This window comes from uncultured Paracoccus sp., from assembly GCF_947496875.1.
Classification (GTDB): domain Bacteria; phylum Pseudomonadota; class Alphaproteobacteria; order Rhodobacterales; family Rhodobacteraceae; genus Paracoccus.
Genome location: NZ_CANMEH010000002.1, coordinates 252824 through 277054, shown reverse-complemented (window position 1 = coordinate 277054; position 24231 = coordinate 252824). Strand labels below are relative to the sequence as shown.

The 24231-nt window shown below is 68.7% G+C and carries 23 protein-coding genes and 1 pseudogene; 15 read left to right on the top strand and 9 right to left on the bottom strand.

What is annotated here, in order from left to right:
* Nucleotides 1-10: 10 nt before the first annotated feature.
* From rsmA to lptF, 6 genes are read right to left on the bottom strand one after another with little or no spacing between them, the layout of a single operon-like run.
* Entirely contained in the window at nucleotides 11-865 is an 855-nt protein-coding gene (rsmA, locus tag Q0938_RS03590; protein ID WP_299359203.1) for a 16S rRNA (adenine(1518)-N(6)/adenine(1519)-N(6))-dimethyltransferase RsmA, read from the bottom strand.
* Nucleotides 862-1833, bottom strand: a complete 972-nt coding sequence (gene pdxA / locus Q0938_RS03585; RefSeq protein ID WP_299359200.1) for a 4-hydroxythreonine-4-phosphate dehydrogenase PdxA — start codon at nucleotides 1831-1833, stop codon at nucleotides 862-864. The genes rsmA and pdxA overlap by 4 nt, the downstream gene beginning before the upstream one ends.
* A 30-nt stretch (nucleotides 1834-1863) precedes the next feature.
* Nucleotides 1864-3129: a peptidylprolyl isomerase gene (locus tag Q0938_RS03580; RefSeq protein WP_299359198.1), complete on the bottom strand. Its 1266-nt coding sequence runs from the start codon at nucleotides 3127-3129 to the stop codon at nucleotides 1864-1866.
* A gap of 29 nt (nucleotides 3130-3158) precedes the next feature.
* Nucleotides 3159-5492, bottom strand: coding sequence for an LPS assembly protein LptD (lptD, locus tag Q0938_RS03575; protein WP_299359196.1), 2334 nt, complete (start codon nucleotides 5490-5492; stop codon nucleotides 3159-3161).
* Nucleotides 5489-6685, bottom strand: a complete 1197-nt coding sequence (lptG, locus tag Q0938_RS03570) for an LPS export ABC transporter permease LptG (protein WP_299359194.1) — start codon at nucleotides 6683-6685, stop codon at nucleotides 5489-5491. The genes lptD and lptG overlap by 4 nt, the downstream gene beginning before the upstream one ends.
* Nucleotides 6682-7833: an LPS export ABC transporter permease LptF gene (gene lptF, locus Q0938_RS03565; RefSeq protein ID WP_299359192.1), complete on the bottom strand. Its 1152-nt coding sequence runs from the start codon at nucleotides 7831-7833 to the stop codon at nucleotides 6682-6684. Before lptF ends, lptG begins: the two co-directional genes overlap by 4 nt.
* A gap of 140 nt (nucleotides 7834-7973) precedes the next feature.
* Between lptF and Q0938_RS03560 the strand changes: the two genes are divergently transcribed.
* Nucleotides 7974-9755, top strand: a complete 1782-nt coding sequence (locus tag Q0938_RS03560; RefSeq protein ID WP_299359191.1) for a leucyl aminopeptidase — start codon at nucleotides 7974-7976, stop codon at nucleotides 9753-9755.
* Nucleotides 9756-9759: 4 nt separating this feature from the next.
* Nucleotides 9760-10242, top strand: coding sequence for a DNA polymerase III subunit chi (locus tag Q0938_RS03555; RefSeq protein ID WP_299359188.1), 483 nt, complete (start codon nucleotides 9760-9762; stop codon nucleotides 10240-10242).
* A 22-nt stretch (nucleotides 10243-10264) separates the two neighbouring features.
* Here the strand turns inward: Q0938_RS03555 and Q0938_RS03550 are convergent, their stop codons facing one another.
* Nucleotides 10265-10843, bottom strand: coding sequence for a TIGR02281 family clan AA aspartic protease (locus Q0938_RS03550; RefSeq protein ID WP_299359186.1), 579 nt, complete (start codon nucleotides 10841-10843; stop codon nucleotides 10265-10267).
* Between the two features lie 203 nt (nucleotides 10844-11046).
* Between Q0938_RS03550 and Q0938_RS19355 the strand changes: the two are divergent.
* From Q0938_RS19355 to Q0938_RS03530, 4 genes and pseudogenes are all read left to right on the top strand, one after another.
* Nucleotides 11047-11205, top strand: a pseudogene (locus Q0938_RS19355) (twin-arginine translocase TatA/TatE family subunit); the annotation flags it as partial.
* A 178-nt stretch (nucleotides 11206-11383) separates the two neighbouring features.
* Nucleotides 11384-11914 carry a Sec-independent protein translocase protein TatB gene (gene tatB, locus Q0938_RS03540; protein ID WP_299359182.1) on the top strand — a complete coding sequence of 177 codons (531 nt, stop codon included), beginning with the start codon at nucleotides 11384-11386 and terminating at the stop codon, nucleotides 11912-11914.
* A complete protein-coding gene (gene tatC, locus Q0938_RS03535) occupies nucleotides 11915-12763 on the top strand; it encodes a twin-arginine translocase subunit TatC (protein WP_299359180.1) in 849 nt (282 codons plus the stop codon).
* The gene (locus Q0938_RS03530) at nucleotides 12756-13604 is read left to right on the top strand and encodes an ATP-binding protein (protein ID WP_299359178.1); all 849 of its coding nucleotides are present in this window, start codon (nucleotides 12756-12758) and stop codon (nucleotides 13602-13604) included. The genes tatC and Q0938_RS03530 overlap by 8 nt, the downstream gene beginning before the upstream one ends.
* 131 nt (nucleotides 13605-13735) lie before the next feature.
* Here Q0938_RS03530 and dprA read toward each other — a convergent pair whose 3' ends face one another.
* Together dprA and tldD are read right to left on the bottom strand one after the other, a co-directional pair.
* Nucleotides 13736-14980, bottom strand: a complete 1245-nt coding sequence (dprA, locus tag Q0938_RS03525; protein ID WP_299359176.1) for a DNA-processing protein DprA — start codon at nucleotides 14978-14980, stop codon at nucleotides 13736-13738.
* An 82-nt stretch (nucleotides 14981-15062) separates the two neighbouring features.
* Nucleotides 15063-16481, bottom strand: coding sequence for a metalloprotease TldD (tldD, locus tag Q0938_RS03520; RefSeq protein WP_299359174.1), 1419 nt, complete (start codon nucleotides 16479-16481; stop codon nucleotides 15063-15065).
* Between the two features lie 187 nt (nucleotides 16482-16668).
* Here tldD and coxB point away from each other — a divergent pair, with 187 nt between their 5' ends.
* From coxB to Q0938_RS03475, 9 genes are all read left to right on the top strand, one after another.
* Complete coding sequence (coxB, locus tag Q0938_RS03515; protein WP_299359603.1) at nucleotides 16669-17514, top strand: cytochrome c oxidase subunit II; 846 nt, start codon at nucleotides 16669-16671, stop codon at nucleotides 17512-17514.
* An 18-nt stretch (nucleotides 17515-17532) separates the two neighbouring features.
* The gene (cyoE, locus tag Q0938_RS03510) at nucleotides 17533-18450 is read left to right on the top strand and encodes a heme o synthase (protein ID WP_299359172.1); all 918 of its coding nucleotides are present in this window, start codon (nucleotides 17533-17535) and stop codon (nucleotides 18448-18450) included.
* Nucleotides 18450-18716 carry a hypothetical protein gene (locus Q0938_RS03505; RefSeq protein WP_299359168.1) on the top strand — a complete coding sequence of 89 codons (267 nt, stop codon included), beginning with the start codon at nucleotides 18450-18452 and terminating at the stop codon, nucleotides 18714-18716. The genes cyoE and Q0938_RS03505 overlap by 1 nt, the downstream gene beginning before the upstream one ends.
* Nucleotides 18713-19294, top strand: coding sequence for a cytochrome c oxidase assembly protein (locus Q0938_RS03500; RefSeq protein WP_299359166.1), 582 nt, complete (start codon nucleotides 18713-18715; stop codon nucleotides 19292-19294). The genes Q0938_RS03505 and Q0938_RS03500 overlap by 4 nt, the downstream gene beginning before the upstream one ends.
* Nucleotides 19295-19323: 29 nt before the next feature.
* Nucleotides 19324-20145, top strand: coding sequence for a cytochrome c oxidase subunit 3 (locus tag Q0938_RS03495; protein WP_299359164.1), 822 nt, complete (start codon nucleotides 19324-19326; stop codon nucleotides 20143-20145).
* A 136-nt stretch (nucleotides 20146-20281) separates the two neighbouring features.
* Nucleotides 20282-20953 carry an SURF1 family protein gene (locus tag Q0938_RS03490; RefSeq protein WP_299359162.1) on the top strand — a complete coding sequence of 224 codons (672 nt, stop codon included), beginning with the start codon at nucleotides 20282-20284 and terminating at the stop codon, nucleotides 20951-20953.
* A 25-nt stretch (nucleotides 20954-20978) separates the two neighbouring features.
* Entirely contained in the window at nucleotides 20979-22367 is a 1389-nt protein-coding gene (thrC, locus tag Q0938_RS03485) for a threonine synthase (RefSeq protein ID WP_299359160.1), read from the top strand.
* Nucleotides 22364-23629 carry a pitrilysin family protein gene (locus tag Q0938_RS03480; RefSeq protein WP_299359158.1) on the top strand — a complete coding sequence of 422 codons (1266 nt, stop codon included), beginning with the start codon at nucleotides 22364-22366 and terminating at the stop codon, nucleotides 23627-23629. The genes thrC and Q0938_RS03480 overlap by 4 nt, the downstream gene beginning before the upstream one ends.
* Nucleotides 23629-24210: a GNAT family protein gene (locus tag Q0938_RS03475; protein ID WP_299359156.1), complete on the top strand. Its 582-nt coding sequence runs from the start codon at nucleotides 23629-23631 to the stop codon at nucleotides 24208-24210. The genes Q0938_RS03480 and Q0938_RS03475 overlap by 1 nt, the downstream gene beginning before the upstream one ends.
* Nucleotides 24211-24231 lie beyond the last annotated feature (21 nt).

The following is a 24231-nucleotide window of genomic DNA, read 5'->3' as shown; positions in this document are numbered from 1 at the left end:
CAGGGCCGGGTCAGGCGACCTGTCGCGCGGCCGCCAGGGCGCGGGCCAGGGCACAGAACCGGTCCAGACCCACCTCTTCGGCGCGCGCCGTGGGCGCGATGCCGGACGCGACCAGCAAGGCCTCGATCTCGGGATGCACGCTGCGCAGGGATGCACGCAGCATCTTGCGCCGCTGATTGAAGGCTGCAGCGGTCAGTTCCGATAGCACCCGCGCGTCCGCCGGATAGCGTGGCGCGGGAAGTGCCGTAAGTTGCACCACCGCCGATTCGACCTTGGGCGCGGGCACGAACGCCTGGGGCGGCAGCGTCAGCACGATCTGCGCGTCGCAGCGCCATTGCGCCAGCAGCGCCAGACGGCCATAGGCCTTGCTGCCGGGTCGCGCCACGATCCGCTGCGCGACCTCTTTCTGGAACATCAATGTGAGGGACTGCCAGAAAGGCGGCCAGTCCGCGGGCGTCAGCCAGCGGACCAGCAGTTCCGTCCCGATGTTGTAGGGAAGGTTGGCGGCGATCCGGATCGGTGGGGTCAGATGCGCCAGCGGGTCGACCTGCAGCGCGTCGCCCTGGATGATCGTCAGCCGTCCCGGATAGGCATCCGCGATTTCCTGCAGCGCCGGGATGGCGCGTGCATCCTTTTCGATGGCCAGAACGTGCCGGGCACCCTCGGCCAGCAGGCCGCGGGTCAGCCCGCCGGGGCCCGGGCCGATTTCCAGCACATCGCTGCCGGTCAGGTCCCCCGCGGCCCGGGCGATGCGTGCGGTCAGGTTCAGGTCGAGCAGGAAGTTCTGGCCGAGCTGCTTGCGGGCGCGCAGGTCATGGCGCGCGATCACCTCGCGCAGGGGGGGTAGCGAGTCGATGGCGCTCATGCCCGGGCTCGGGCGACGGCCATGTCCCACGCCATCCGCAGCGCCGCGATGGTGCTGGCCGGATCTGCGATTCCGCGGCCGGCGATGTCGAACGCGGTGCCGTGATCCGGCGAGGTCCGGACGAAGGGCAGGCCCAGGGTGACGTTGACGCCGCCCGCGAAATCCAGCGTCTTGATCGGAATCAGCCCTTGGTCGTGATAGGCGCAGATGGCAGCATCCCAGCGGGCCCGGGCGCTTGCGTGAAACATCGTGTCCGCCGGCAGCGGGCCCAGTAGCGTCATTCCCTCGCCGCGCAACGCCTCCAGCGCGGGAATCATCCAGTCGATCTCGGCCCGACCCATGGTGCCGCCCTCGCCGGCATGGGGGTTCAGCCCGGCGACCGCGAGCCGCGGCCGTTCGATCCCGAAATCACGGATCAGCGCCGCGTGGGTGATGCGGAGGGCGCGGGTCAGCGCGTCGCGCGTAAAGGCTTCGGGCACCTGGTCCAGGGGAATGTGGATCGTGGCCGGGACCACCCGGCAGGGTGGCTCGACCGTGGTCGACGCCAGCATCATCGCCACATCGCAGCCGCCGGCCAGATGGGCGAGGTATTCGGTATGGCCGGGGAAGGGAAAATCCGCCCCCTGCTTCAGGGCCTGCTTGCTGATCGGCAGCGTGCAGATGCCGCCGGCCGCGGCGCTGCGCGCCAGGTCGACTGCGCGGGCGATCACCTCGATCACCCCGGCGGCGTTGGCTGGATCGGGCTCCCCCGGTTGCGCCGGACGTGCAAAGCGGTGCACCAGCACCGGCAGGCTGCCGGCGGGCACTGGCTGCGAAGGCGCGTCCACTGCCTGCCACGCGGTCCCACGCGGCAGATGGTCGGGATCGCCGATCCAGACCACCGGCACGCCCGCATTCAGGGCATGCGGGGCCAGTTCCGGACCGATTCCGGCCGGTTCGCCGCAGGTCAGAACGATCGGCGCGGGCATCTCAGCAACGCCGGCGCCGCAGAGCGGACGTCACGGCTGGCGCACTAGCGCATCGGCGCGCAACTCGGCGAGATACGCGTCGGCGGCCTCGTTGATCTTGCGATTGTAGATCTGCTCGCGCATCTGGTCACGGGGCGTGAGAGGGGGAAAGGATGGGTTGCCCGTTTCCGCGACCTCGCTCGTCCCCTCGCCGGAAGCGGCATCGGCCTCGCCGGCAAGCAGGGTCGGGGTGCGGCTGCACAGCATAACCAGCGTGGCGCCGGCGCCATAGTCGATCACCGATCCCTCGTCCGGGTCCAGCGTGGACAGCCGCTGCGCGACGTCCGTGGGCACGGCGCCCAGCGGGGACGTCTGCCGGCTGACCGGATCGAGCGCATAGCGATTGGCCTGCACGTGCACCTGGTCGCAGCTGTCCGCCACGGCAAGGATCCGGGCCCCCTCGGCGGGCGACGGCAATGCCATCGTCAGATAGTCAACGGTCTGTTCCGTGGCGCCGGGCCGCAGCCGTCCACGGCTGTCACGCAGGTAAAACAGCACCACCGCGCCGGGCACGCTGAGCGGCTGGGTGATCTGACCGGGGCTCAGCGCCTGGATGACCGGCTGCAGCGAGGGCGGCAGATCGGCAAGCGGGGTCCAGTCCAGCCGTCCGCCGCGGCCGGCGGTCGGGGTCGCCGACCACTGCCGGGCGGCCGCGGCAAACGCCTCCTCGGACCGGATGGTGCGTGCCATTTCCTCGGCCCGCGCCAACACCTGATCCTCGGAGCCCGGTGGTGCGGGCATGATCAGTTCCGACAGCAGCACCGCATCGGTCAGCGGGGTTTCCACCTCGCGCTGCAGTGCCTGATCGATCTCGCGGTCGCTGACCTCGATCCGGGGCACGACGCGCTGGCGCACCACCTCGCGCCACGCCACCCCGGCCGTGACGAAGTCGCGGAAGACTTGGCGCTCGACACCTTCTTCGGCCAGTGCGGCCATGAACTCGTCGACGCTCATGTTCGCGCGGCCTGCAAATTCGGCCAGCCCGGCCTGCAGCCCCTCGTCGGTGACGCTGATCCCGATCAGTTCGGCGGCCTGCATCTTCAGCCGGTCGTTCACCAGTTCCCGCAGCGCGGTTTCGCGGCTGGCGTCGGGCGCACGCAGCAGCTGCATGAAGCGGGTGCGCTGATCCAGGTCGTACCGGGTGACCGCGGCGTCGTTGACGTAGATGACCGGGGCGAACAGTCCCTGTGCCAAACCTGGCAGGGCCGTGCTGCCCAGCATCGCGACCAGCGCCGTCGCCCGAATGATCTGCCGCATGTACTGCCCCTTTTCGATCGCGCGCCAGACTAGCGCAGGCAGGAACGGCGCGCCACCTGTCCCGGGGCCTCTGCCTGCCGGCCGAAGCCACCCAGCTGGACGGACAGGCCGAACCGGGTGTCGGGCGACACGCTTTCGGACTCGGTCAGCCGCCGGGCCACCGACATGTCCACCGTGATGCACTCGTTGCGGTACTGCAGGCCGAGTTCGGTTTCCCGCGTGCGGCTGGCGGCAAAGTCATAGCGGGCATCCGTCGTTGCCCACCAGCCGGGCGCGATCTGCAGGCCGGTTGTGGCCGACAGTTCCGAAACATCCCGCTCGCGCCCGGGCTGGGCCTCGGCATCGATCCACAGATATCCGGCGCTGATCTGCACGCCCGGGCGCAGCAGACCCAACCGCAGCTCGTCGCTCGACATGTCGAATCCGTCGTCGAACAACGCCCGGTTGGAAACGGCCAGTCCCCGTCCGTCCGCATAATGCGCGGCCAGCAGCCAGTCCGATCTCCTGCCGCTTAGCGGCCCGCCCAGATCGCCGTCCCCGTCGGCGCGCAGCACCCGTCCCGCGGTCAGCCCCAGCGACCAGCCGGTCGGATCGATCCGCGTCCAGCCGATCCCCAGATTGGCGCGCAGCCCGGTCTCCCGCCGGTCCCAGCCGGGCGAGCGGTTCAGCGAAAACAGGTTGCCCTCGTCGAACTCGATCAGGGTGCTGTCCTCGTTCGGGACCTCGTCCGCCGCCTTGCGCTCGGGCGTCCAGATCAGCTGCGCCACCGGTTCCAGCATGTGGGTGGCGTTCGACGACCGGGCGATCAGCGGCCAGCGCAGTTCGGCCGCCACGGTCGGATCGACCCGGGCGACCGAGCTGTCGAACCGGCTATCCTGCAGGATCCGGAACAGGTCCGCATCCACCCGTGTCTGCACGCTGCCGACCACCCCCAGGGGCAGCACCTGCTGACGCCGCCAGTCGGCCGCGACCGAGCCGCGCAGCATGTCGCGGCCGATCTGATCGGTGTCGGAGGAACGGCGATGGGCATGGACCGACCACTCCAGCCAGCCGCGTCCACCGATCGGCGCAGGCGGCGAAAAGGCGCGCTGCCAGGTCGTGTTCGCGACGAGCCCCGGCGAGGTCGCATCGTCCTCGTCATCGCGGAGGGTCTGATAATTGCCGACCCGGGCATTCAGCATCCGGTCGCGACGATACCGTTCCAGCGTCACCCCGCTCCACAACCGATCCGCGTCGGTGATGTCGTAGTCGAGCAGATAGGCCCGATCGGACGCGGTCTGCAGCTGCGCCGTCAGGCTGTAGTCCCGCGGCAACGCGAAACGCGCGGCGCCGAACAGATAGCCCCGCGTCTCGTCGGGAAGGATGTCGTCGCGGCTGATCGCGCCGTTCCATTCGGTGACGCCATTCGCGAAGGCTTGGCGATAGCGCAGCTCGACCGTCGCGGTGCGGCTGACCGCCAGATAGGGCGTGACCGTCAGGTCGGCATGATCGCCCATGGTGATGAAATAGGGCAGCTTGACGCCGAGCCCCAGCGCCGAGGTGGTGCGTAACCGTGGCCTCAGAAAACCCGTCATCCGTTCGACCGTCGGGTCCGGCGCCGTCAGGACAGGCAGGATCCCGAGGGGCAGGCCGAAGGCGCGGAACTGCGGCCGGTCGAACGAGATGCGCCGCGTCTCGGCATCATGGGTGATGCGGCGGGCGCGGATTTCCCACAGCGGCGTCGGATCGCTGGCGCAGATCTGGCAGGACGAGGCGACCACATGGGTCAGGGTGGTCATCCGCCCCTGTCCGGTCCGTCGCACCTCGGCGGCGGCGAACTGGATTTCCCTTGCCAGCACCAGCCGGGCGCCGCGCAGGATCCCGTCCTGCAGATCCTCGTCCAACTCGGCCCCGTCGGCGATTAGGATCGTCTCCTGATCCCCGCCGGCCTGATCCGGGCGGGTCAGGTGGATCGGGCCATCGATGGTCAGCTGTCCGCTGCCGCCGTCATAGACCACGCGCGAGGCGATCAGTCGGGCGCCGTCATACCACATCACGACCCCGCCCGTCGCGGTCAGCACCCGGTCGCCGGACAGGTCGACATGATCGGCGAGCAGCGTGGCGCCCTCTTCCGCCGCATAGTCCGGCACGGCCGCATCGGTCGGCGCCGGCCCGGACACGACCACTGGTCGGGCGAGCGGGCGGGTGGTGGCGACCGGCAGCATCGGCGCTGCGGTCCCGTCTGCCAGCGGTGCGGTGGTGACGTCGCCCTCGGTCGGCGCCAGCGCCGGTCCGGTGCCCCGGAACACCTGCGCCATCGCCTGGTGCGGCGACATGCAGGTGGCGGCCGCGAGCAGGGTGAGGGTCAGTGCAGCGGTTCTCATCCGTCCTCCAGCCGCAACAGCAGCGCGAGCGCCAGCAACGCCGCGACCGCGGGCGGGGCCAGCGCCGCCAGGGCCGGGGGGACCTGACCCGACTCGCCCAAGACTTGCGCCAGATTGCGCAGAAAGAACAGTCCGACACCGGCGACAAAGGCGCCAAGCACCAGCACCCCCACCCGGCGCCCCCTGACCGGGCGCATGGTGAAGGCCGCGGCAACCAGGATCATCGCCCCCATCAGCAGCGGTCGCGCCAGTTCCATCTGCAGCCAGACGCGGTGACGAAGCGCAGAAAAGCCGGCCCGTTCCAGCCCACTGATGAAGCTGGCCAGCTGCCAGATCGGCACCGCCTCCGGGGCACCGAACCCGTCCCGGATCCGGTCTGCAGTCAGGTCGGTAGGCAGCCGCAGGGCGGGTCCGGACAGGGCGGCAGCCTCGGGGTTGGGCGCCTCGAGCGGCCATTCCTTGACCCCGGTCAGCAGCCACGACCCACGTTCCAGCCGCGCAGCCTGCGCTTCGATCCGGCGCGTCGGGCCGGTGCCCCGGTCGAAGACGAGGAAGGTCGCGTCATACAGGGTAGTCGCATCCGGGCTGGCCCGGGTGGCACGGATCACCACCTGGCCCGCTGCCTGCTCACCGGTCGCGGGCAGATCGGCTGGAGCCTGTCGAGCCGTGGGGCCATCGGATGCGTCGGCGGGCCCCCCGGCGCGCGTGCGCGCGGTCTGGCCCGGCAGCCCCTGGCGCAGCCACACCGCGCCTTCGCCCAGGCTGACGGTCTGGGTTCCCCCGGTGTGGATGCGGGCCACCATGGCGTCGAAGCGTTTGGTCGTGCCGGCGACGATCGGGTTCAGCACGCCGACCGCGACGAATCCCGCGATGACGGCGCTGATGGCCGGGGCGGCCAGCGACCGCATCCCCGACCGGCCGGAGGCGCGGATCGCCACCATCTCGGACGACCGCGACAGGGACAGGAACAGTGCGATGCCGGACAGGAGCGTGATCAGGGGCAGGATGGAATAGAACCCGCCGGCAATGTTCAGTGCGGCCATGGCGGCGGTGCCGGGCAGCCCCACCCCCTGAGGGCCGAAACGGCGGATCTGTTCGATCAGGTCGATCAGGAACAGGATCGCCAGGAAAGCACCCGCGATCACCGCGAACTGCCGCAGCCAGCGCCGCGCGAGATAAAGCTGCAGGATCACGCCACACCTCCTGATCCCGCAGCAACCGGGACGGCCCTGCGCCGCCAATGCCGACGTCGCCGCGCGGCCCAGAACAGGGCCGAGGCCGCCATCGCAGCCCCGGCCAGGGGGGGCAGGTACAGCAGCGGCCAGCGCTGCGGGGCTGCCGCTGCGGCGCTGGCGGCCGCGGTGGACAGCATCTGCACCAGGATCAGGGCCACCACTGCGCCGATCACTTGCCGCCACACGCCGAATCGTGAGAATCCGCCCAGCAGCAGCATCGCAAACCCCAGCATGGCCGCGACCGGTGCCATGAGCGGCTGGGACATGCGCTCGTGCCCTTCGGCCCGGGCGCGGGCCGGGGTGGCACCGGTGGCATCGAGCAGCTGGGCGTCGGGGAAGAGCAGCCGCCGGGTGGAATAGTCCCGCAGGTCGCGCCCCTTCGGGTCGGCCGAGATCATGGTGCCCAAGTCGTAGGTCAGATCCTCGAACATGGTGACCGACAGCTGCCGCTGCCCGCCGTCGCGTCGCAGGGTCTGGACCATCCCCTGCTGCATGATCAGCCGCGGTCCCGCGTCGCCCCGGATCACCAGGGCTTGCGACGCGGAATAATCGCTGACGCTGTCGGGATTGCGCGCGTCCTGCAGAAACAGGTCCAGCAAGCGGCCATCCGCATCGATGTCGCGGATGAACAGCGTCAGGCCGTCGCCCGGGTACTGGAACTGCCCGGCCCGCAGGAACCGTGCGGTGACATTCTCGGCGACGTCGGCCTGCCGGTCGGCAAGGCGGCTCCGCGCCAGCGGCACCAGCCCGTGCACCAGCACCGCAACCATCAGCGCAACCAGAAGCCCGAAGACCAGCACCGGCCGGGCCAGCCGCCAGGGCGACATGCCTGCGGCCTGCATCGCCACCAGTTCGGATTCGCTGGCCATCCGGTTCGTGCCATAGGCGGCCGCCGCGAACGCCGCCACGGGCAGCACCAGCGAGATCGCCAGCGGCAGCGTCAGCACGGTGAACTCCAGCACCACCAGCGCCGTCTGGCCGTCCTGGATCAGCTGTTCGAACAGGCGGACCGCCCGGTTGATCCAATAGACCGACACCAGCACCAGCCCGAAAAACCCGAACAGGCCAAGGAACTGCGACAGGATGTACTTGTCGATGCGGGTCATGACCTGTCAGGTGGCGAGGGCGCCGGCACCGTGCCGGCCTTTCCTGAATAGCCGCAGTCACCTTGCGGGAAAACCCTGCGCTCTGGTCAAGCTGCAGGGCGACGGATACGGTCCGGCGACTTTCAAGAAAAGGCTGGCGCATGTCACACCCTGTCGAGATCCGCTTTGTTCCCGCCGACGAGTCGGCGTTGTCGGCTGCCCTGTCCGGTCCCGGACGCGTGGTGTTGCTGATCGGGGATCAGGGACGACCCATCGGCAGGCTGCCGCGCGGCCTCGGCCGCGTCGCCCGGCGCGCCCTCGCATCGTCGGCCTGGGGCAAGGTCAAGCCCGGCGAGTCCATCGATCTGGCCTTTCCCATGGGGATGGAGGCCGATGCCGTGCAGCTGGTCCACCTGCCGCGATCCGCGGATGTCGTGACAGCGCGCAAGGCGGGCGCCGCGATCGGGGCGCGGATGGGCAAGCACCGGGTCACGGTCCTGGCCGGCAACCACCCGCAGGTGGCCGAAGTCGCGCGCGGCATCGCGTTGCGCGGCTACGATTTCACTGTGCACAAATCTAATCCGGCCGAAGGCCCGGACGCCGACGTGGCCGACACCGGCGCCGACCAAGAGAATGGCGCCGAGCGCGCGCCGCAGACCATCAGCCGCACCGGCGCCGTCGCGGATGCCGCCCTGGGTGACGCGATGCAACCCGGCGGTGATACGGTGCCAGAGGACACGACCGCGGGCCCGGTCGAACCGCCCGAACCGGATCGCGCCAGCGTCACACTGGTCGTGGCGGACGCGGACGCGGCCCGCGCGCAGGCCCGGGACGGGCTGGCCGCGGCCGCCGGGGTGTTTCTTGCCCGCGACCTCGTCAACGAACCGGCGAACGTGTTGACCACTACCGACTTTGCCGAACGGTTGCTCGAACTGGGCGAGCTAGGCATGGACGTCGAGGTGCTGGACGAGGACGCGCTGTCGCGCCTGGGCATGCGGGCGCTGCTTGCGGTCGGGCAGGGCAGCGAGACCCCCAGCGCGGTAGTGGTGATGCGCTGGCAGGGCGGCGGCGACGAACCGCCGCTGGCCCTGGTCGGCAAGGGGGTCGTGTTCGACACCGGCGGCATCTCCATCAAGCCGTCTGCGGGGATGGAGGAGATGACCATGGACATGGGCGGCGCCGCGGTCGTCGCCGGGGTGATGCGGACCCTGGCGCTGCGGCGCGCCCGCGCGAATGTCGTGGGTCTGGTCGGTCTGGTCGAGAACATGCCGGACGGACGCGCCCAGCGGCCCGGCGACATCGTCCGGTCGATGAAGGGTGACACGATCGAGGTGATCAACACCGACGCCGAGGGCCGCCTGGTTCTGGCCGACGTGCTCTGGTACGCGCAGGACCGGTTCGAACCGGCAGCGGTCATCGACCTGGCGACGCTGACCGGGGCGGTCATCATCGCGCTGGGGCACGACCATGCCGGCGTCTTCTCGAACGACGACGGGCTGGCTGACCAGCTGCTGAAGGCCGCCGCGGCCGAGGGCGAGGGCGCCTGGCGCCTGCCATTGGCCCCCGCCTATGACGAGCTGATCAAGTCGCGCCTGGCCGACGTCAAGAACACCGGCGGCCGGGCAGCAGGATCGATCACCGCGGCGCAGTTCCTGCAGCGGTTCATCCGCAAGGGAACGCCCTGGGCCCATATCGACATCGCCGGGGTGACGCTGCCGCCGGGCGCAACCCCGCTGGCGCCCAAGGGCGCGACTGGATGGGGGGTCATGACGCTGGACCGGTTGATCCGTGACGGGTTCGAGCAGGTCGGATCAGACCAGGATGCGCCGGGACAGCGCCCTTCGGGACAGCGCCCGTCCGGGCGACGGGCGGGCCAGCAGTCCCGCGGCACACGATCGTCGGGTCAGAGCCGGCGCGGACAGGACCCATCGACCCGGGACTAGGTCCGTGGGCAACGCGCTGTTCTATCACCTGACCCGGTCCCCCGCGGAATCGCTGCTGCCGGCCCTGATCGGCAAGTCGCGCGCGGCGGGCTGGCGGATCGAGTTGCGCGGGGCTGATCAGGCCCGGATGCAGCGCCTGGACGAGTTGTTGTGGCAGGGCGAAGGCTTCCTGCCTCACGGGCTGGCTGGCGGACCGCATGACGCGCGTCAACCCGTGCTGCTGACCATCGCGACGGGTGCGGCGGACGGAACCGCGCCGGATGACGACCGCATGGCGCCGAATGACCCGGCCTGCCTCATCATCGTGGACGGGGCCGCGGTAAGGGCCGAGGAATGCGTGGGGATGGACCGGGTCTGCATCCTGTTCGACGGCAACGATCCGGCGGCGGTCGAACAGGCCCGTGGCCAGTGGCGGGCGCTGACCGCGGCAGGGCTGACTGCGGAATACTGGTCCGAGGCCGACGGCCGGTGGGAGCGAAAGGCCTGACCGCGCTCCCGGATCGTGGGACTCAGCGCTCCAGGATCATGCGGTCACCCTCGAACCCGACGCGGGCGAAGCGACGCAGATAGCTCATCCCCAGCAGCGACCGATCGAGTTCCCCGCGCAGCACGATGGCCGGCACCCGTTCGTCAGAGATGTCGCCGATGCTGAAGCGGTCGATTACGACCGACGCCGTCTCGACCACCCCGTTGGCGGTCTGGGCGACCCCGGCAAAGGCCAGGTCGTCGAGCGCGATGCCGACCCGCTCCGCGTCCTTCTGCCGCAGCGCGACCGCCGAGGCGCCGGTGTCCACGACGAAGCGCACCGGAACATCATTGAGATGGGCGGTCAGGTGGAAATGCCCGTCGCGGCTGACCGGTACCTCGATGCGTCCGGTGCCAAGCATCTGCTGGCGGGGCGCGATCCGGTCCCGGACATCCCCCCACAGCCCGGCTGCAGCGACAACCGCAATAAAGATCAGCCCCCAGGCGAGCGCATGGCGGGTGGTCTGCCCGGGCCGATGCCGGAAATCGACGATCAGGAACGACCCGATCGCGACCAGCAACAGCACCAGATAGGCCAACCTGCCGAAATCATCGCCGATCATCGGACGCCCTGCCGGCGGAACTGATCCAGGTCGCCGCGATGCCGCAGCGTTGCCCGGGGTCGCGCATCCGCAGCTGCGCGCGACCGGCGAAAGCCCCGGCGACAAGGCGCCACATGCCACCCGCTCTGCCCTTTGCAAACGGGCGCGACACGCATAGATAAGGCCCGTTGGAGGGCCGCTTTCGGCCCGCAGAGGAGCTTGTGATGCTGAACAACATCGGACTTCCCGGTCTGTTGCTGATCGCCGTTGTTTTGCTGGTCCTGTTCGGCCGCGGCAAGGTCTCATCCCTGATGGGCGAAGTAGGCAAGGGGATCACCGCCTTCAAGCAGGGGGTGAAGGACGGGTCTGACGAGATCGAGCGCAGCGCCGCCGAGCCGGGTGCCGCACCGGACGCCCGGATCACCAGCGATCGTTCGCTGGACCGGACTGCGGACGACGTGCAGGCTGCGGCCGATCGGGCCCGGGTGCGCGCCGATGCCGCGCTGCGGGACGTTAGCCCGCGCGACGACACCACGCCGCGCAGCTGAGCCGCCGCCTGTCATGCTCGACATCGGGTGGAGCGAGCTGCTGCTGATCGGAATCGTGGCGCTGATCGTGATCGGCCCCGAGGATCTGCCGCGCATGTTCCGCGCCCTTGGCCGGATCACGGCACGGGCGCGAGGCATGGCGCGTGAATTCAGTGCCGCCATGGACGACGCCGCGCGCAGCAGCGGGATCGACGACGCGGCGAACTCGCTGCGCGATGTCAAGGCGATGACCTCCAAGAAGGCGCTGGGACTGGATGCGCTGGATCGCGCCGCCGAGCGGTTCGAGAAGTGGGAGCCGAAGATGCCGCGACGCGAGGCAGGGCTGCAGCCCGACCCCGCCGATCCTTCGGTGCCCGACGCCGCTGCGCCCGCGATCGCCCCGGCATCCGCCTTGGCTGCAACACGGAATCCCGGCCCGGCAGCCACGACCGAAGACGACGGGCAGGCCCCGGGTGCCGCCACGAATGACACCGCCGACGTCGCCGCCGAATCCGGGCGCCGCCGTCTGCACGCGGTCCGCCGTTCCGAACCGAGAGACCTCTGAGTGACCGCACCTGGCAAGAACGAGATCGACGACAGTTCGGCGCCTCTGATCGAACATCTGCGGGAGCTGCGAACGCGGCTGATCTGGTCGGTGCTGGCGTTCATCGTCGCGATGGTGATCAGCTACACGGTCTGGAACCCGATCTACAATTTCCTGACCCAGCCCATCTGTCATGCACTCGAGACCCGCGATCAGGATTGCGGCCTGATCCTGCTGAAGCTGCAGGAAGGGTTCTTCGTCGCGATCCAGATCTCGTTCCTGGGCGGCTTCATGCTGGCCTTTCCGATCATCGCCTATCAGATGTGGCGGTTCATCGCGCCGGGTCTGTACCGGTCCGAAAAGGCGGCCTTCCTGCCGTTCCTGATCGCCTCGCCGGTGATGTTCCTGCTGGGCGCGGCCTTCGCCTATTACGTCATCCTGCCGATGGCCTATGACTTCTTTCTGGGCTTCCAGCAGGGGCCGCTGGACCTGCCGGACGATCCGGCCGTGGCTCCCGAACCGGGGCCGCCACTGGCCGGGATCGTGTTCCAGGGCTCGGTCAGCGAATACCTGTCGCTGACCACCAAGTTCATCCTGGCCTTCGGGCTGTCCTTCCAGTTGCCGGTGGCACTGACGCTGCTGGGCCGGGCCGGGCTGGTGTCGTCCGAGGGGCTGGCCTCGGTCCGGCGTTACGCGATCGTGGTGATCCTGCTGATGGCGGCGCTGGTCACGCCCCCGGACATTGTCAGCCAGATCGTGCTGTTCGCGGTGATCTACGGTCTCTACGAGGTGTCGATTCAGCTGGTGCGCCGGATCGAGCGCAAGCGCGAAGCGCGGTTGCGCGCCGAAGGGCTGTGGATCGATGACTGAACTGGCGGCCGAACCGCTGTCGCGCATCGCCGCGGCACTGGAACGGCTGGCACCCCCACCGGTGCCGGCGCCGACCTTCGCCGAAGCCGACGCCTATGTCTGGCAGCCCGACCGCGACCGACTGCAGCCGGTGGAGCGGGTCGCGCGGGTGCCCCTGTCGGCCTTGGTGGGAATTGATCGCGCCCGTGACACGCTGCTGACCAACACCTTGCAGTTCGCGCGCGGTCATGCGGCCAACAACGCCCTGCTATGGGGCGCCCGGGGGATGGGAAAGTCGTCGCTGGTCAAGGCCGTGCATGCCGAGGCGGTCGCCCGCGACCTGCCCCTGGTGCTGGTCGAGATCGCGCGTGAGGACCTGGATTCGGTCGGGCGGCTGCTGGCGATCCTGGGGCGGTCGGACCGGCGGTTCGTGCTGTTCGCCGACGACCTGTCCTTCAGCCACGACGATACCCAGTACAAGTCACTCAAGGCGGTGCTGGACGGCGGCATCGCGGGGCGCCCCCCGAACGTCATCCTGTATGCCACCTCGAACCGCCGGCACCTGATGCCGCGCGAGATGATCGACAATGAACGCGCGAGCGCGATCAACCCCGGCGAGGCGATCGAGGAAAAGGTGTCGCTGTCGGACCGTTTCGGCCTGTGGCTTGGGTTCCACCCCTGCGACCAGGACGAGTTCCTGGCGATGATCGACGGGTATTGCGCGGCCTACGGGCTGCAGGTCGATGCGGCGACCCTGCGCGCCGAGGCGATCGAGTGGCAGGCGACCCGCGGCGCGCGGTCGGGCCGCGTCGCGTGGCAGTTCTTCACCGATCTGGCGGGTCGGCACGAAATGGCGCTTTGACCAGCGCTGGCAGGCAATCCGGCGAACCGGCCTGCAGTTCGGAGCGCGCGGGCGGTGATGCGGGTCCTCATCTAAGCTGGGCCGTTCGACACTGACTCATCCGGCGGTCCGCTGGGCCGGTCACGCGGGCCTCAGGCCAGCGCGACCCTGCCGCCGGGCAGCCGGGCGACACGCCCGGCGAGTTCCAGGTTCAGTACGGCCGCGCCCATCGCCGCTGCCGTGACACCGAGATCGCGGATCAGCATGTTCTCGTCGGTCGGGCTTGGGCCCAGCAGCGTGAGGATCCTTTGTTCCAGCCCGGCGGCGGCGTCCGGAGCGGTGCCCTTCGCCGGTGCAGATGAGGTGTTCGCCTGAGACCCTGACTCCTCTTGTGCGCGCACCTCAGCGTCAACCCCGCTGTTCAGCGCCGACCTTGCCCCACGAGCGACGGCCTTTTTCCCGCTCGAGCCTTCGCTCTTGGCGAAGGACGGCAACTCGTAACCGCTCTCCAACAGCGCGGCCAGGACATCCTCGGCGTTGCGCACCAGGATCGCGCCGTCGCGGATCAACGCGTTGCACCCTGATGCGCGGGCATCCATCGGGTGCCCCGGCACCGCCATCACCTCTCGTCCCTGGTCGAGCGCCTGGCGCGCGGTGATCAGGCTGCCGGATTTCTGCGCCGCCTCGACCACGACGACCGCCCGCGACAGCCCCGAGATGATGCGGTTGCGCAGCGGGAAGTGCCGGGCAACCGGCGCCACCCCCGGCGGCTGCTCGGACAGCAGCGCCCCCGATTCGCCGATGCGATCGGCCAGTGCCGCATTCTCGGCGGGATAGATCACGTCGATCCCGCCCGCCATGACGGCGATGGTGCCGGTCGGGCAGGCGGCCTCGTGCGCCGCCGTGTCGATCCCGCGAGCAAGCCCCGCCACCACGATCTGCCCGGCCTCGCCCAGTGCCCGGGCCATGCCGCGCGCCATGCGCAGCCCCAGGGATGACGCATTCCGCGCCCCGATCAGGGCCAGCGCCGGCCTTGCCAGCGCTGCGGGATCGCCGCGCAGCCACAGCACCGGAGGTGCGTCGTCGATACCGCGGAGCAGGGCGGGATAGGCGGGATCGTCGCACCGGATCAGCCGTGCACCGGCACGACGGCCCGCGCGCAGTTCGGCGGTGGCCTGGGCGGGCGGGCAGGGGGCATACCCGGTCAGACCGGCTGCGGCGGCAATGCCGGGCAGTGCGTCCAGCGCCGCGGCGATGCTGCCATGCTGGGCGAGCAGGCGATGAAACGTGGCCGGGCCGACCCGGCGGGAACGGATGAGACAGAGAAAGGACAGGTCGTCTTCTTCCGAGGTGGGGGGAATGGGGGGGGTATCGGAATCCAAGGATCCGGTCCTCATCACCTGCTCTGCCTCATCCGCATGTCCGTTGTGCACCTGAAACGGTTAACGGGCGGTTAGCTGCGGGCGAAGAAGTGGAAGATCAGGCGGCCGAGCCGCCGACCGTCAGCCCGCCGATATGCAGCGTGGGCAGCCCGACCCCCACCGGCACCCACTGGCCCTGCTTGCCGCAATTGCCGATGCCGGGATCGAGCGCGAGGTCGTTGCCGATCGCCCGCACGTGCTGCAGCGCCGTCGCCCCGTCACCGATCAGGGTGGCGCCGCGAATCGGGTCGCCCACCTGGCCGTTGCTCACCCGATAGGCCTCGGTGCAGGAAAACACGAACTTGCCGTTCGTGATGTCCACCTGTCCGCCGCCGAACCCCACCGCGTAGATTCCGTCATCCAGCCCGGACAGGACGGTTGCGGGATCAGCGGTCCCGTCCAGCATGAAGGTGTTGGTCATGCGTGGCATCGGCTGGTGGGCGTAGCTCTCGCGCCGCCCGTTGCCGGTCGGCGCAACGCCCATCAGCCGCGCGTTCTGACGGTCCTGAAGGTAACCGACCAGGACGCCGTCCTCGATCAGGACGTTCCGGCCCGGAGGGGTGCCTTCGTCATCGACACTGATCGAACCCCGGCGGTCGGGAATGGTGCCGTCGTCGACAACCGTGACACCCGGCGCGGCGACCCTCTGTCCGATCAGTCCGGCAAAGGCCGAGGATCCCTTGCGGTTGAAATCACCCTCCAGCCCGTGACCTACGGCCTCGTGCAGCAGGATGCCCGGCCAGCCGGGCCCCAGGACGACATCCATTACCCCTGCGGGGGCGGGAACCGCACGCAGGTTGACCAGCGCGATGCGGAGCGCTTCGCGCACCTCCGCCTGCCAGTGGTCGGGATCGATCAGCGCCGACAGCCCGAACCGGCCGCCGCCGCCGGTGCCGCCGCTTTCGCGCCGGGCATTCGATTCAACGATCACGGACACGTTCAGCCGCGACATCGGGCGAATGTCGGTGACGACCCCGCCCTCGGGCCGCAGGATCGCAATTTCCTGTAGGGAGGACGCCAGCGCCGCGGTCACCTGCACCACGCGCGGATCGAGGTCGCGGGCGTATGCGTCAATTTCACGCAGGGCGGCCACACGTCGGGCAAAGGACACCCCCTCGACAGGATCCTCGCCGGTATAGAGCGCCCGGTCCGGGCCGGCCGGCGCATCGGCCAGGGTGCCGCCGCCATTTCCCACCGCCAGCCGCGCGGTGTCCGCAGCGTCGCGCAGGGATTCGAGCGTGATCCGGCTGGAATGGGCGTAGCCTGTCACCGGTCCACGCACGGCGCGCAGGCCAAACCCCTGAGCGACATCATAGCTGGCGTTGCGCAGGCGGCGATCGTCCAAGACCAGCGACTCGGACCGATTGCGTTCGACGAACAGCTCGCCGTCATCCGCGCCGTCGGTCGCGGCGCGCAGGACGGCCAGCGCCCGGTCCGGATCGATCAGCTGCTCGAAGGGAGAGAATGCGTCGCTCATCGCGGCAGACGGGTATGGGTTTTCGGCGCCGATGTCGATAGGTTTGGCTTGTTCAGCGCCACCGTATGTGGTTTCGGAAGGCGATGAGTTTCGCTGGGTCGGCGATCGCCACGCGGCCAGGGACGACAGGATACGGGGACAGACAATGGCAGGATGGGCTATGCGCGGCGGTGCGGCAGTTGGTGCGATGATCGCGGCGGGATGGACGTTCCGGGCGGCGGCACAGGACAACCTGGGCGAACTGCCGGTGATCGGACGCCCCGTCAACGGCGCCACCGGGTTCCAACCCGCGGTCACCTCGATCGCCGTCGAACAGCAGTCGCTCGACCTGATGGTGCTCTACATCATCAGCGCGATCACGCTGCTGGTCTGTGCCCTGCTGATCTGGTCCATCGTGCGGTTCAACCAGCGCTTCAACCCAGTGCCCGCACGGTTCACCCACAACACCCCGGTCGAAATCGCGTGGACGCTTGTGCCGGTCCTGATCTTGATCGTGATCGGGGCGTATTCGCTCCCGGTGCTGTTCCGCTCGCAGGAGATGCCGAACGATCCGGACGTGGTGATCAAGGCGGTCGGGCACCAGTGGTACTGGTCCTATGAATACCCCAACGATGCGATCGCCTTCGACTCCCTGATGCTGGAACAGGATGCCCTCGCCGAATACGGCTATGACGAGGCCGATTATCTGCTGGCGACCGACACCGCCGTGGTTGTTCCGGTGGGCAAGAAGGTCCTGATGCAGATCACCGCCACCGACGTGATCCATTCCTGGGCGATGCCCGCCTTCGCGATCAAGCAGGACGCCGTGCCGGGACGGATCGCGCAGGCCTGGTTCCAGGTCGATCAGGAGGGGGTCTATTTCGGCCAGTGCTCCGAACTCTGCGGCATCAACCACAGCTACATGCCGATCACGGTCAAGGCGGTCAGCCAGGACAAGTATGACGCGTGGCTGGCCGAGGCGCAGACGACCTTTGCCGCCGATGCATCCGACGTCCTGCCGTCCGAGAACATTCGGCTGGCGTCCGCAGACTGATCCGGGGGACCACGCGACGTGACCGACATCCGCGCATACGAGGGGCAGGCCGAGCCGGCGTTCGGCGACTATGTCGCGCTGCTGAAGCCGCGGGTGATGTCGCTGGTCGTGTTTACGGCATTCGTCGGGCTGTGGATCGCACCGGTCGAGACGAACCCGTTCATCGCGTTTTGCGCGGTGCTGTTCATCGCGCTGGGGGGCGGCGCGTCTGGCGCGCTGAACATGTGGTACGACGCCGACATCGACGCAGTGATGCGTCGGACCGCGCGCCGGCCGATTCCCTCGGGTCGGATCAGCGGCGACGAGGCGCTGGGCCTGGGCCTGTTCCTGTCGGGCCTGTCGGTGATGATGCTGGGCCTGGCGGCGAACTGGTTCGCCGCGGCGTTCCTGGCGTTCACGATCTTTTTCTATGCCGTGGTCTACACGATCTGGCTGAAGCGCTGGACGCCGCAGAACATCGTGATCGGCGGGGCGGCCGGTGCGTTCCCGCCGATGATCGGCTGGGCCTGCGCGACCGGCGGGATAGCCGTCGAATCGCTGCTGATGTTCGCGTTGATCTTTTTCTGGACGCCCCCGCATTTCTGGGCCCTCGCCCTGTTCATGAAGAACGACTATTCCGACGCCGGCGTCCCGATGCTGACGGTGACCCACGGGCGACAGGTCACGCGACGCCACATCTTCGGCTATACGCTGGTGCTTGCGCCATTTGCGCTTGCGCTCGGGTTCACATCGGTCGGCGGGCCGTTCTATCTGGCCGTCTCGCTGGTCCTGAACGGCCTGTTCATCCTGGGCGGCTGGCGCATCCTGCGCCGTGACGAAGAGCAGGCGGCAGCCGACGCCTATGCGGTCGAACGCGCGTTCTTCAAGCTGTCGCTGTACTACACCTTCCTGCATTTCGCGGCACTGCTGGTGCAGCATGGCATGGGGGGCTGGTGATGGCGCTGCAGGTCGAACACGAGATCCATCGTCGGCGTCGCGGCCGGAACATGGGGCTGGGGCTGGTGCTGATCGCGTTCGTCGCGCTGGTGTTCGGCCTGTCGGTCGTCAAGATCAAGAACGGCGGCATCATCGAGGGGTATGACCACCAGCCACGCACCTCGGACCTGCCGCTGGACCCTGCCGCACCGCTCGCAGACCCGCCTGCGGCCCCGGTTGCCGCGCCCGGCACCCCCGCTGCGGCAACGATGGAGGAGCGACCGTGAACCCGAACACCCGTCTTCTTACCCGTCTGGTCGGGGTGGTCGTCGTGATGGGCGCGTTGTCCTGGGCTGCCGTGCCATTCTATTCCTGGTTCTGCCAGGTCACCGGCTTTGCCGGCACACCCAGCGTCGCGGAACGGGCCCCTGACCAGGTGCTGGACGAAACCGTCCGGGTGCGGTTCGACGCCAATGTCATGCCGGACATGGGCTGGACGTTCCGCCCGATGCAGGCCGACATGACCCTGCGCATCGGCGAGACCGGGCTCGCCTATTACGAGGCGGTCAACATCTCCGACGAGGCGATCACCGGCACCGCGACCTACAACGTGTCGCCCGACGCGGCCGGCTATTTCTTCGACAAGATCGAATGCTTCTGTTTCACCGAGCAGACCCTGCAGCCGGGTGAGCGGATCGAGATGCCGGTGACGTTCTTCGTCAACCCCGAGATCGTCGACGACCGCGATGCCAAGACGATCCGCGACATCACCTTGTCCTACACCTTCTACCGGCAGGACCAGCCGGAGCAGCGCTCGGCCAGCGCGCCGCAGGTTGCCGCGACGCCCGCCAGGGCCGTGAACTGAAACCACCGACCACAGCAGGGAGCCCGCGCATGGCGCACGCGAAAAACCACGATTACCACATCCTCACACCGTCGCTGTGGCCGTTCATCGGGGCGATCGGCGCCTTTGTCATGCTCACCGGTGGCGTGTTCTGGATGAAGGGCGAGACCCTGATCGGCGGCCTGCCGGTCTGGTGGCAGTTCGCGCTGGGCCTGCTGGTGGTGCTGTACACCATGTATGGCTGGTGGAGCGACGTCACCCACGAGGGCAACACCGGCGACCACACGCCCGTGGTGCGGATCGGCCTGCAATATGGCGTGATCCTGTTCATCATCTCCGAAGTGATGTTCTTTGCCGCCTGGTTCTGGGCCTTCTTCAAGCATGCCATGTACCCGATGGGCGAGATGAGCCCGATCAAGGACGGGATCTGGCCGCCCGAGGGGATCGAGACCTTCGACCCGTGGCACCTGCCGCTGATAAACACGCTGATCCTGCTGTTGTCGGGCGTCGCGGTGACCTGGGCCCACCACGCCTTCGTGCACGAGAACGACCGCCGCACGGCCATCAACGGGCTGATCGTGGCGGTGATCCTTGGCGTCGCCTTCACCATCCTGCAGGCCTACGAATACAGCCACGCGGCGTTCGGGCTGTCCGACACGGTCTATGGCGGCGTGTTCTTCATGGCGACCGGGTTCCACGGGTTCCACGTGATCATCGGCACGATCTTCCTGTTCGTGGTGATGCTGCGGATGAGCCGCGGGCAGATGACTCAGGACAATCACATCGGGTTCGAGGCGGCCGCCTGGTACTGGCACTTCGTCGACGTGGTGTGGCTGTTCCTGTTTGCCGCGATATATATCTGGGGCCGTTGATCCGACCCTTCTCGTCTGTGGCGCGCGCGGGTTGCGGCCCGCGCGCATTTTCGTTTCGGTGCAGCCCCGTGAGCAGTTCCAGCAGCCCCTCCGATGCACCGGCAAGGGTGCCCACGACCCACGGGGCGACGACCTGATGCGCCGGATCATCGCCCCCCTGATCCTCGGCATCGTCGGCACCGCCATCCTGATGAGCCTCGGGTTCTGGCAGCTGCAGCGCCATGAGTGGAAGCAGGCGGTGCTGGCCGAGATCGCCGAGGGCATCGCCGCCGCGCCGGTGGCGCTGCCGGCGACGGTCGACCCCACGATGAAGTACCAGGCTATCACGGTCACCGGCACGACGACCGGCGCCGAGATCTTGGTGCTGTCGGGCACGCGCGAGCGGGGCGGCGGGTACAACGTCATCTCGGGCTTCGTGACCGATGACGGCCGGCGGGTGATGATCGATCGCGGCTTCGTGCCCCAGGATGCGCGGCACGACCCCAGGCCCGCGACCCGTATGCGGGTCAATGGCAACCTGCACTGGCCCGACGAACTGGGCAGCGCGACCCCGGCCCCCAACCTTGACGAAGGGATCTGGTTCGCCCGCGACGTGCCGGCGATGGCCGCGCAGCTGGATACCGAGCCGGTGCTGATCGTCGCGAGCGCGGTCGGCGGCGATGCGCAGGGCGTGACCCCTATCCCCGTGTCGATCACCGGAATTCCCAACAGTCACCTGTCCTATGCCGTCCAGTGGTTCCTGCTGGCGGCAACATGGGCGGGGATGACAGGGGCGCTGATCTGGCGTATCAGGCAGCGCCGGTTCTGACCTGCTGCCAGCTTCAGGAATTTGCATGAACTACATCTCGACCCGCGGGACTGCCCCGATCCTCCCTTTTGCCGAGGCGATGATGACGGGACTGGCCCGGGACGGGGGGCTGTACGTCCCCCATTTGGTGCCGCAGATGACGCCGGACGACATTGCCGGGCTGGAAGGCGTGCCCTACGAGGAAGCCGCGTACCGGGTCATGCAGCCCTTCGTCGCCGAAAGCTTTTCGGAAACGGAACTGCGCGACGCAATCCGTCGCGCCTATCAGGGCTTCCGCCATGCGGCGCGTGCACCGCTGGTGCAGCTTGGTCCGGGTCATTTCCTGCTGGAACTGTTCCACGGCCCGACGCTGGCGTTCAAGGACTTCGCGATGCAGCTGATCGGCCAGCTGTTCCAGATCGCGCTGTCGCGCGAGGGCCGGCGGATCACGATCGTCGGCGCGACCTCCGGCGATACCGGCAGCGCGGCGATCGAGGCGTTTCGCGGCCTGCCCAATGTCGATGTGTTCATCCTGTATCCGCATGGCCGGGTCAGCGAGGTGCAGCGCCGGCAGATGACCACCCCGGACGAGGCGAATGTCCACGCGCTGGCGATCGACGGGACCTTCGATGACGCGCAGGCACGGTTGAAGGACCTGTTCAACGACCACGCGTTCCGCGACGCGACGGGGCTCGCCGGGGTGAACAGCATCAATTGGGCCCGCGTGCTGGCCCAGGTTGTCTATTACTTCACCGCGGCGGTTTCGCTCGGGGCGCCGCATCGCGCGGTCAGCTTCACCGTGCCGACCGGCAATTTCGGCGACATCTTCGCGGGCACGATCGCGCGGCAGATGGGGCTTCCGATCGACCGGCTGGTGATCGCGACCAACCAGAACGACATCCTGGACCGCGCCCTGACCACCGGAGACTACCGCGTGGGCCGGGTCGAACCCTCGATCTCGCCCTCGATGGACATCCAGGTCAGCTCGAATTTCGAGCGCGCGCTGTTCTACGCGCATGACGGGGACGCCGGCGCCGTGGCCCAGTTGATGGAGGAGCTGAAATCCGGCGGCTTCCGGATCAGCCAGGGGGCGCTGCAGCATCTGCGCGAACTCTACGACTCGGGCAGCGTGTCGGAACCCGAGACCATCGCCACCATCGCCCGGGTGCGCGCCGCAACCGAACAGATCGTCTGCCCCCATACCGCCGTGGGCATCGAGGTGGCGAGCCGTCACCTGCGGCCCGGCACGCCGATGGTCACGCTGGCGACCGCCCACCCGGCCAAGTTTCCCGATGCGGTCGAACAGGCGATCGGCCTGCGCCCGGCGCTGCCGCCGCACATGGGCCGGCTGTTCGATCTGCCGGAACGGGTCAGCCGGGTTGAAAACGACAAGGATGCGCTTAAGTCGCTGATTCTCGAACGGAGAACAGCTTGAGCGACGTCCAGATCACCACCCTTTCGAACGGGCTGCGCATCGTCACCCGCACCATGCCCGGCCTGCATTCCGCCAGCGTCGGCGTCTGGGTCGGTGCCGGAGGGCGCGACGAACGCCCCGACCAGAACGGGATCGCGCATTTCCTCGAACACATGGCCTTCAAGGGCACGGCGCGGCGCACCGCCCTGCAGATCGCCGAGACGATCGAGGATGTGGGCGGCTACATCAACGCCTATACATCCCGCGACGTGACCGCCTATTATGCCCGGGTGCTGGCCGCGGACGTGCCGCTGGCCATGGACGTGATCGGCGACATCGTCCTGAACCCCGCCTTCGATCCGCGCGAGATCGAGGTCGAGCGCGGCGTGATCCTGCAGGAAATCGGCCAGTCGCTGGACACCCCCGACGACGTGATCTTCGACTGGCTGCAGGAGGCGGCCTACCCGGACCAGCCGATCGGCCGCACCATCCTGGGCCCCGCGCAGCGGGTGTCGGGGTTTTCGCGCGACGATCTGGCCGGCTTCGTGGCCGAACATTACGGACCCGGGCAGATGATCCTGTCGGCGGCCGGCTCGGTCGATCACGACGTCATTGTCGCGCAGGCGGGCGAGATCTTCGGGCATCTGTCGCCGGTGATCGGCGGCACGCGCGAACCCGCCCGCTGGCAGGGGGCCGAATCGCGCCGCATCAAGCGTCTTGAGCAGGCCCATTTCGCCCTCGCCTTCGAGGGGCCGGGTTATCGGGCGGACGATTTCTATCCGGCCCAGATCTGGACCGCGACGCTGGGCGGGGGCATGTCGTCGCGCCTGTTCCAGACCCTGCGCGAGGAACGCGGCCTCTGCTACACGATCTTTGCGCAGTCCGGTTTTCACGACGACACCGGTATGGTGACGATCTATGCCGGCACGTCGGCCGACCAGATCGCCGATCTGGCACATCTGACCATCGACGAGATCCGGCGCGCCGCCGACGACGTCTCCGAGGCAGAGGTCGCGCGCGCCCGCGCCCAGTTGAAGGCCAGCCTGCTGATGGGGCTGGAAAGCCCGTCCTCGCAGGCCGAACGCATGGCCCGGGCGCTGGCGATCTGGGGTCGGGTGCCCGACGCGGCCGAGGTCGCGGCCAGCATCGACGCGGTCACCGCCGCCGACGTGCGCGACCATGCGGTGCGCGCGATCGCCGCCGCGAGGCCGGCCCTGGCGCTTTATGGTCCGGTTCGCAAGGCGCCGACGCTGGACAGGCTGGCAGAACGGCTTGCCGCCTGATGTTCCGGCGCCGCAGCGCCCCTCGGCTGATCACCGACAGGATGGTGCTGCGGCTGCCCGCCCATGGCGATTTCGGCGCCTGGACGGCGCTGCGGCTTGAAAGCCGGGTGTTCCTGACCCCATGGGAACCGGTCTGGCACCAGGATCATCTGACTCGGCGATCCTTCACCAACCGGGTCTACTGGGCGCATCGCGCCAGCCGCAAGCTGACGTCGCTGCCCCTGTTCATGGTCCGTCACGACGGCGTGCTGCTGGGCGCCATTACCCTGGACAACATCCGCCGGGGACCGGCGCAGATGGGGACGCTGGGCTACTGGATCGGCGCCCCGTTCGCGCGGCAGGGCTACATGCGCGAAGCCATCGCGGGCGTGGTGGCGCATGCCTTCGGGTCCTTGGATCTCAGCCGCATCGAGGCCGCCTGCCTGCCGGAAAACACCGCCTCGCGCGGGGTGCTGGAAAAGGTCGGCTTCAAGTACGAGGGCGTGGCCCAGAGCTATCTGCAGATCAATGGCCGCTGGCGCAACCACGTGCTGTATTCCATCCTGCGCAGCGACCGGCGCGGCCGCACCGAGGCGCGCTGACCAGCGGGCTTCGGCCCGCGT

Excerpts from the sequence above, each read along its gene's own strand:
- rsmA (WP_299359203.1), bottom strand. The coding sequence starts at position 865 with ATGAGCGCCATCGACTCGCTACCCCCCCTGCGCGAGGTGATCGCGCGC.
- pdxA (WP_299359200.1), bottom strand. The coding sequence starts at position 1,833 with ATGCCCGCGCCGATCGTTCTGACCTGCGGCGAACCGGCCGGAATCGGT.
- Q0938_RS03580 (WP_299359198.1), bottom strand. The coding sequence starts at position 3,129 with ATGCGGCAGATCATTCGGGCGACGGCGCTGGTCGCGATGCTGGGCAGC.
- lptD (WP_299359196.1), bottom strand. The coding sequence starts at position 5,492 with ATGAGAACCGCTGCACTGACCCTCACCCTGCTCGCGGCCGCCACCTGC.
- lptF (WP_299359192.1), bottom strand. The coding sequence starts at position 7,833 with ATGACCCGCATCGACAAGTACATCCTGTCGCAGTTCCTTGGCCTGTTC.
- Q0938_RS03560 (WP_299359191.1), top strand. The coding sequence starts at position 7,974 with ATGTCACACCCTGTCGAGATCCGCTTTGTTCCCGCCGACGAGTCGGCG.
- Q0938_RS03550 (WP_299359186.1), bottom strand. The coding sequence starts at position 10,843 with ATGATCGGCGATGATTTCGGCAGGTTGGCCTATCTGGTGCTGTTGCTG.
- tatB (WP_299359182.1), top strand. The coding sequence starts at position 11,384 with ATGCTCGACATCGGGTGGAGCGAGCTGCTGCTGATCGGAATCGTGGCG.
- Q0938_RS03530 (WP_299359178.1), top strand. The coding sequence starts at position 12,756 with ATGACTGAACTGGCGGCCGAACCGCTGTCGCGCATCGCCGCGGCACTG.
- dprA (WP_299359176.1), bottom strand. The coding sequence starts at position 14,980 with ATGAGGACCGGATCCTTGGATTCCGATACCCCCCCCATTCCCCCCACC.
- tldD (WP_299359174.1), bottom strand. The coding sequence starts at position 16,481 with ATGAGCGACGCATTCTCTCCCTTCGAGCAGCTGATCGATCCGGACCGG.
- coxB (WP_299359603.1), top strand. The coding sequence starts at position 16,669 with ATGATCGCGGCGGGATGGACGTTCCGGGCGGCGGCACAGGACAACCTG.
- Q0938_RS03505 (WP_299359168.1), top strand. The coding sequence starts at position 18,450 with ATGGCGCTGCAGGTCGAACACGAGATCCATCGTCGGCGTCGCGGCCGG.
- Q0938_RS03495 (WP_299359164.1), top strand. The coding sequence starts at position 19,324 with ATGGCGCACGCGAAAAACCACGATTACCACATCCTCACACCGTCGCTG.
- Q0938_RS03490 (WP_299359162.1), top strand. The coding sequence starts at position 20,282 with ATGCGCCGGATCATCGCCCCCCTGATCCTCGGCATCGTCGGCACCGCC.
- thrC (WP_299359160.1), top strand. The coding sequence starts at position 20,979 with ATGAACTACATCTCGACCCGCGGGACTGCCCCGATCCTCCCTTTTGCC.
- Q0938_RS03475 (WP_299359156.1), top strand. The coding sequence starts at position 23,629 with ATGTTCCGGCGCCGCAGCGCCCCTCGGCTGATCACCGACAGGATGGTG.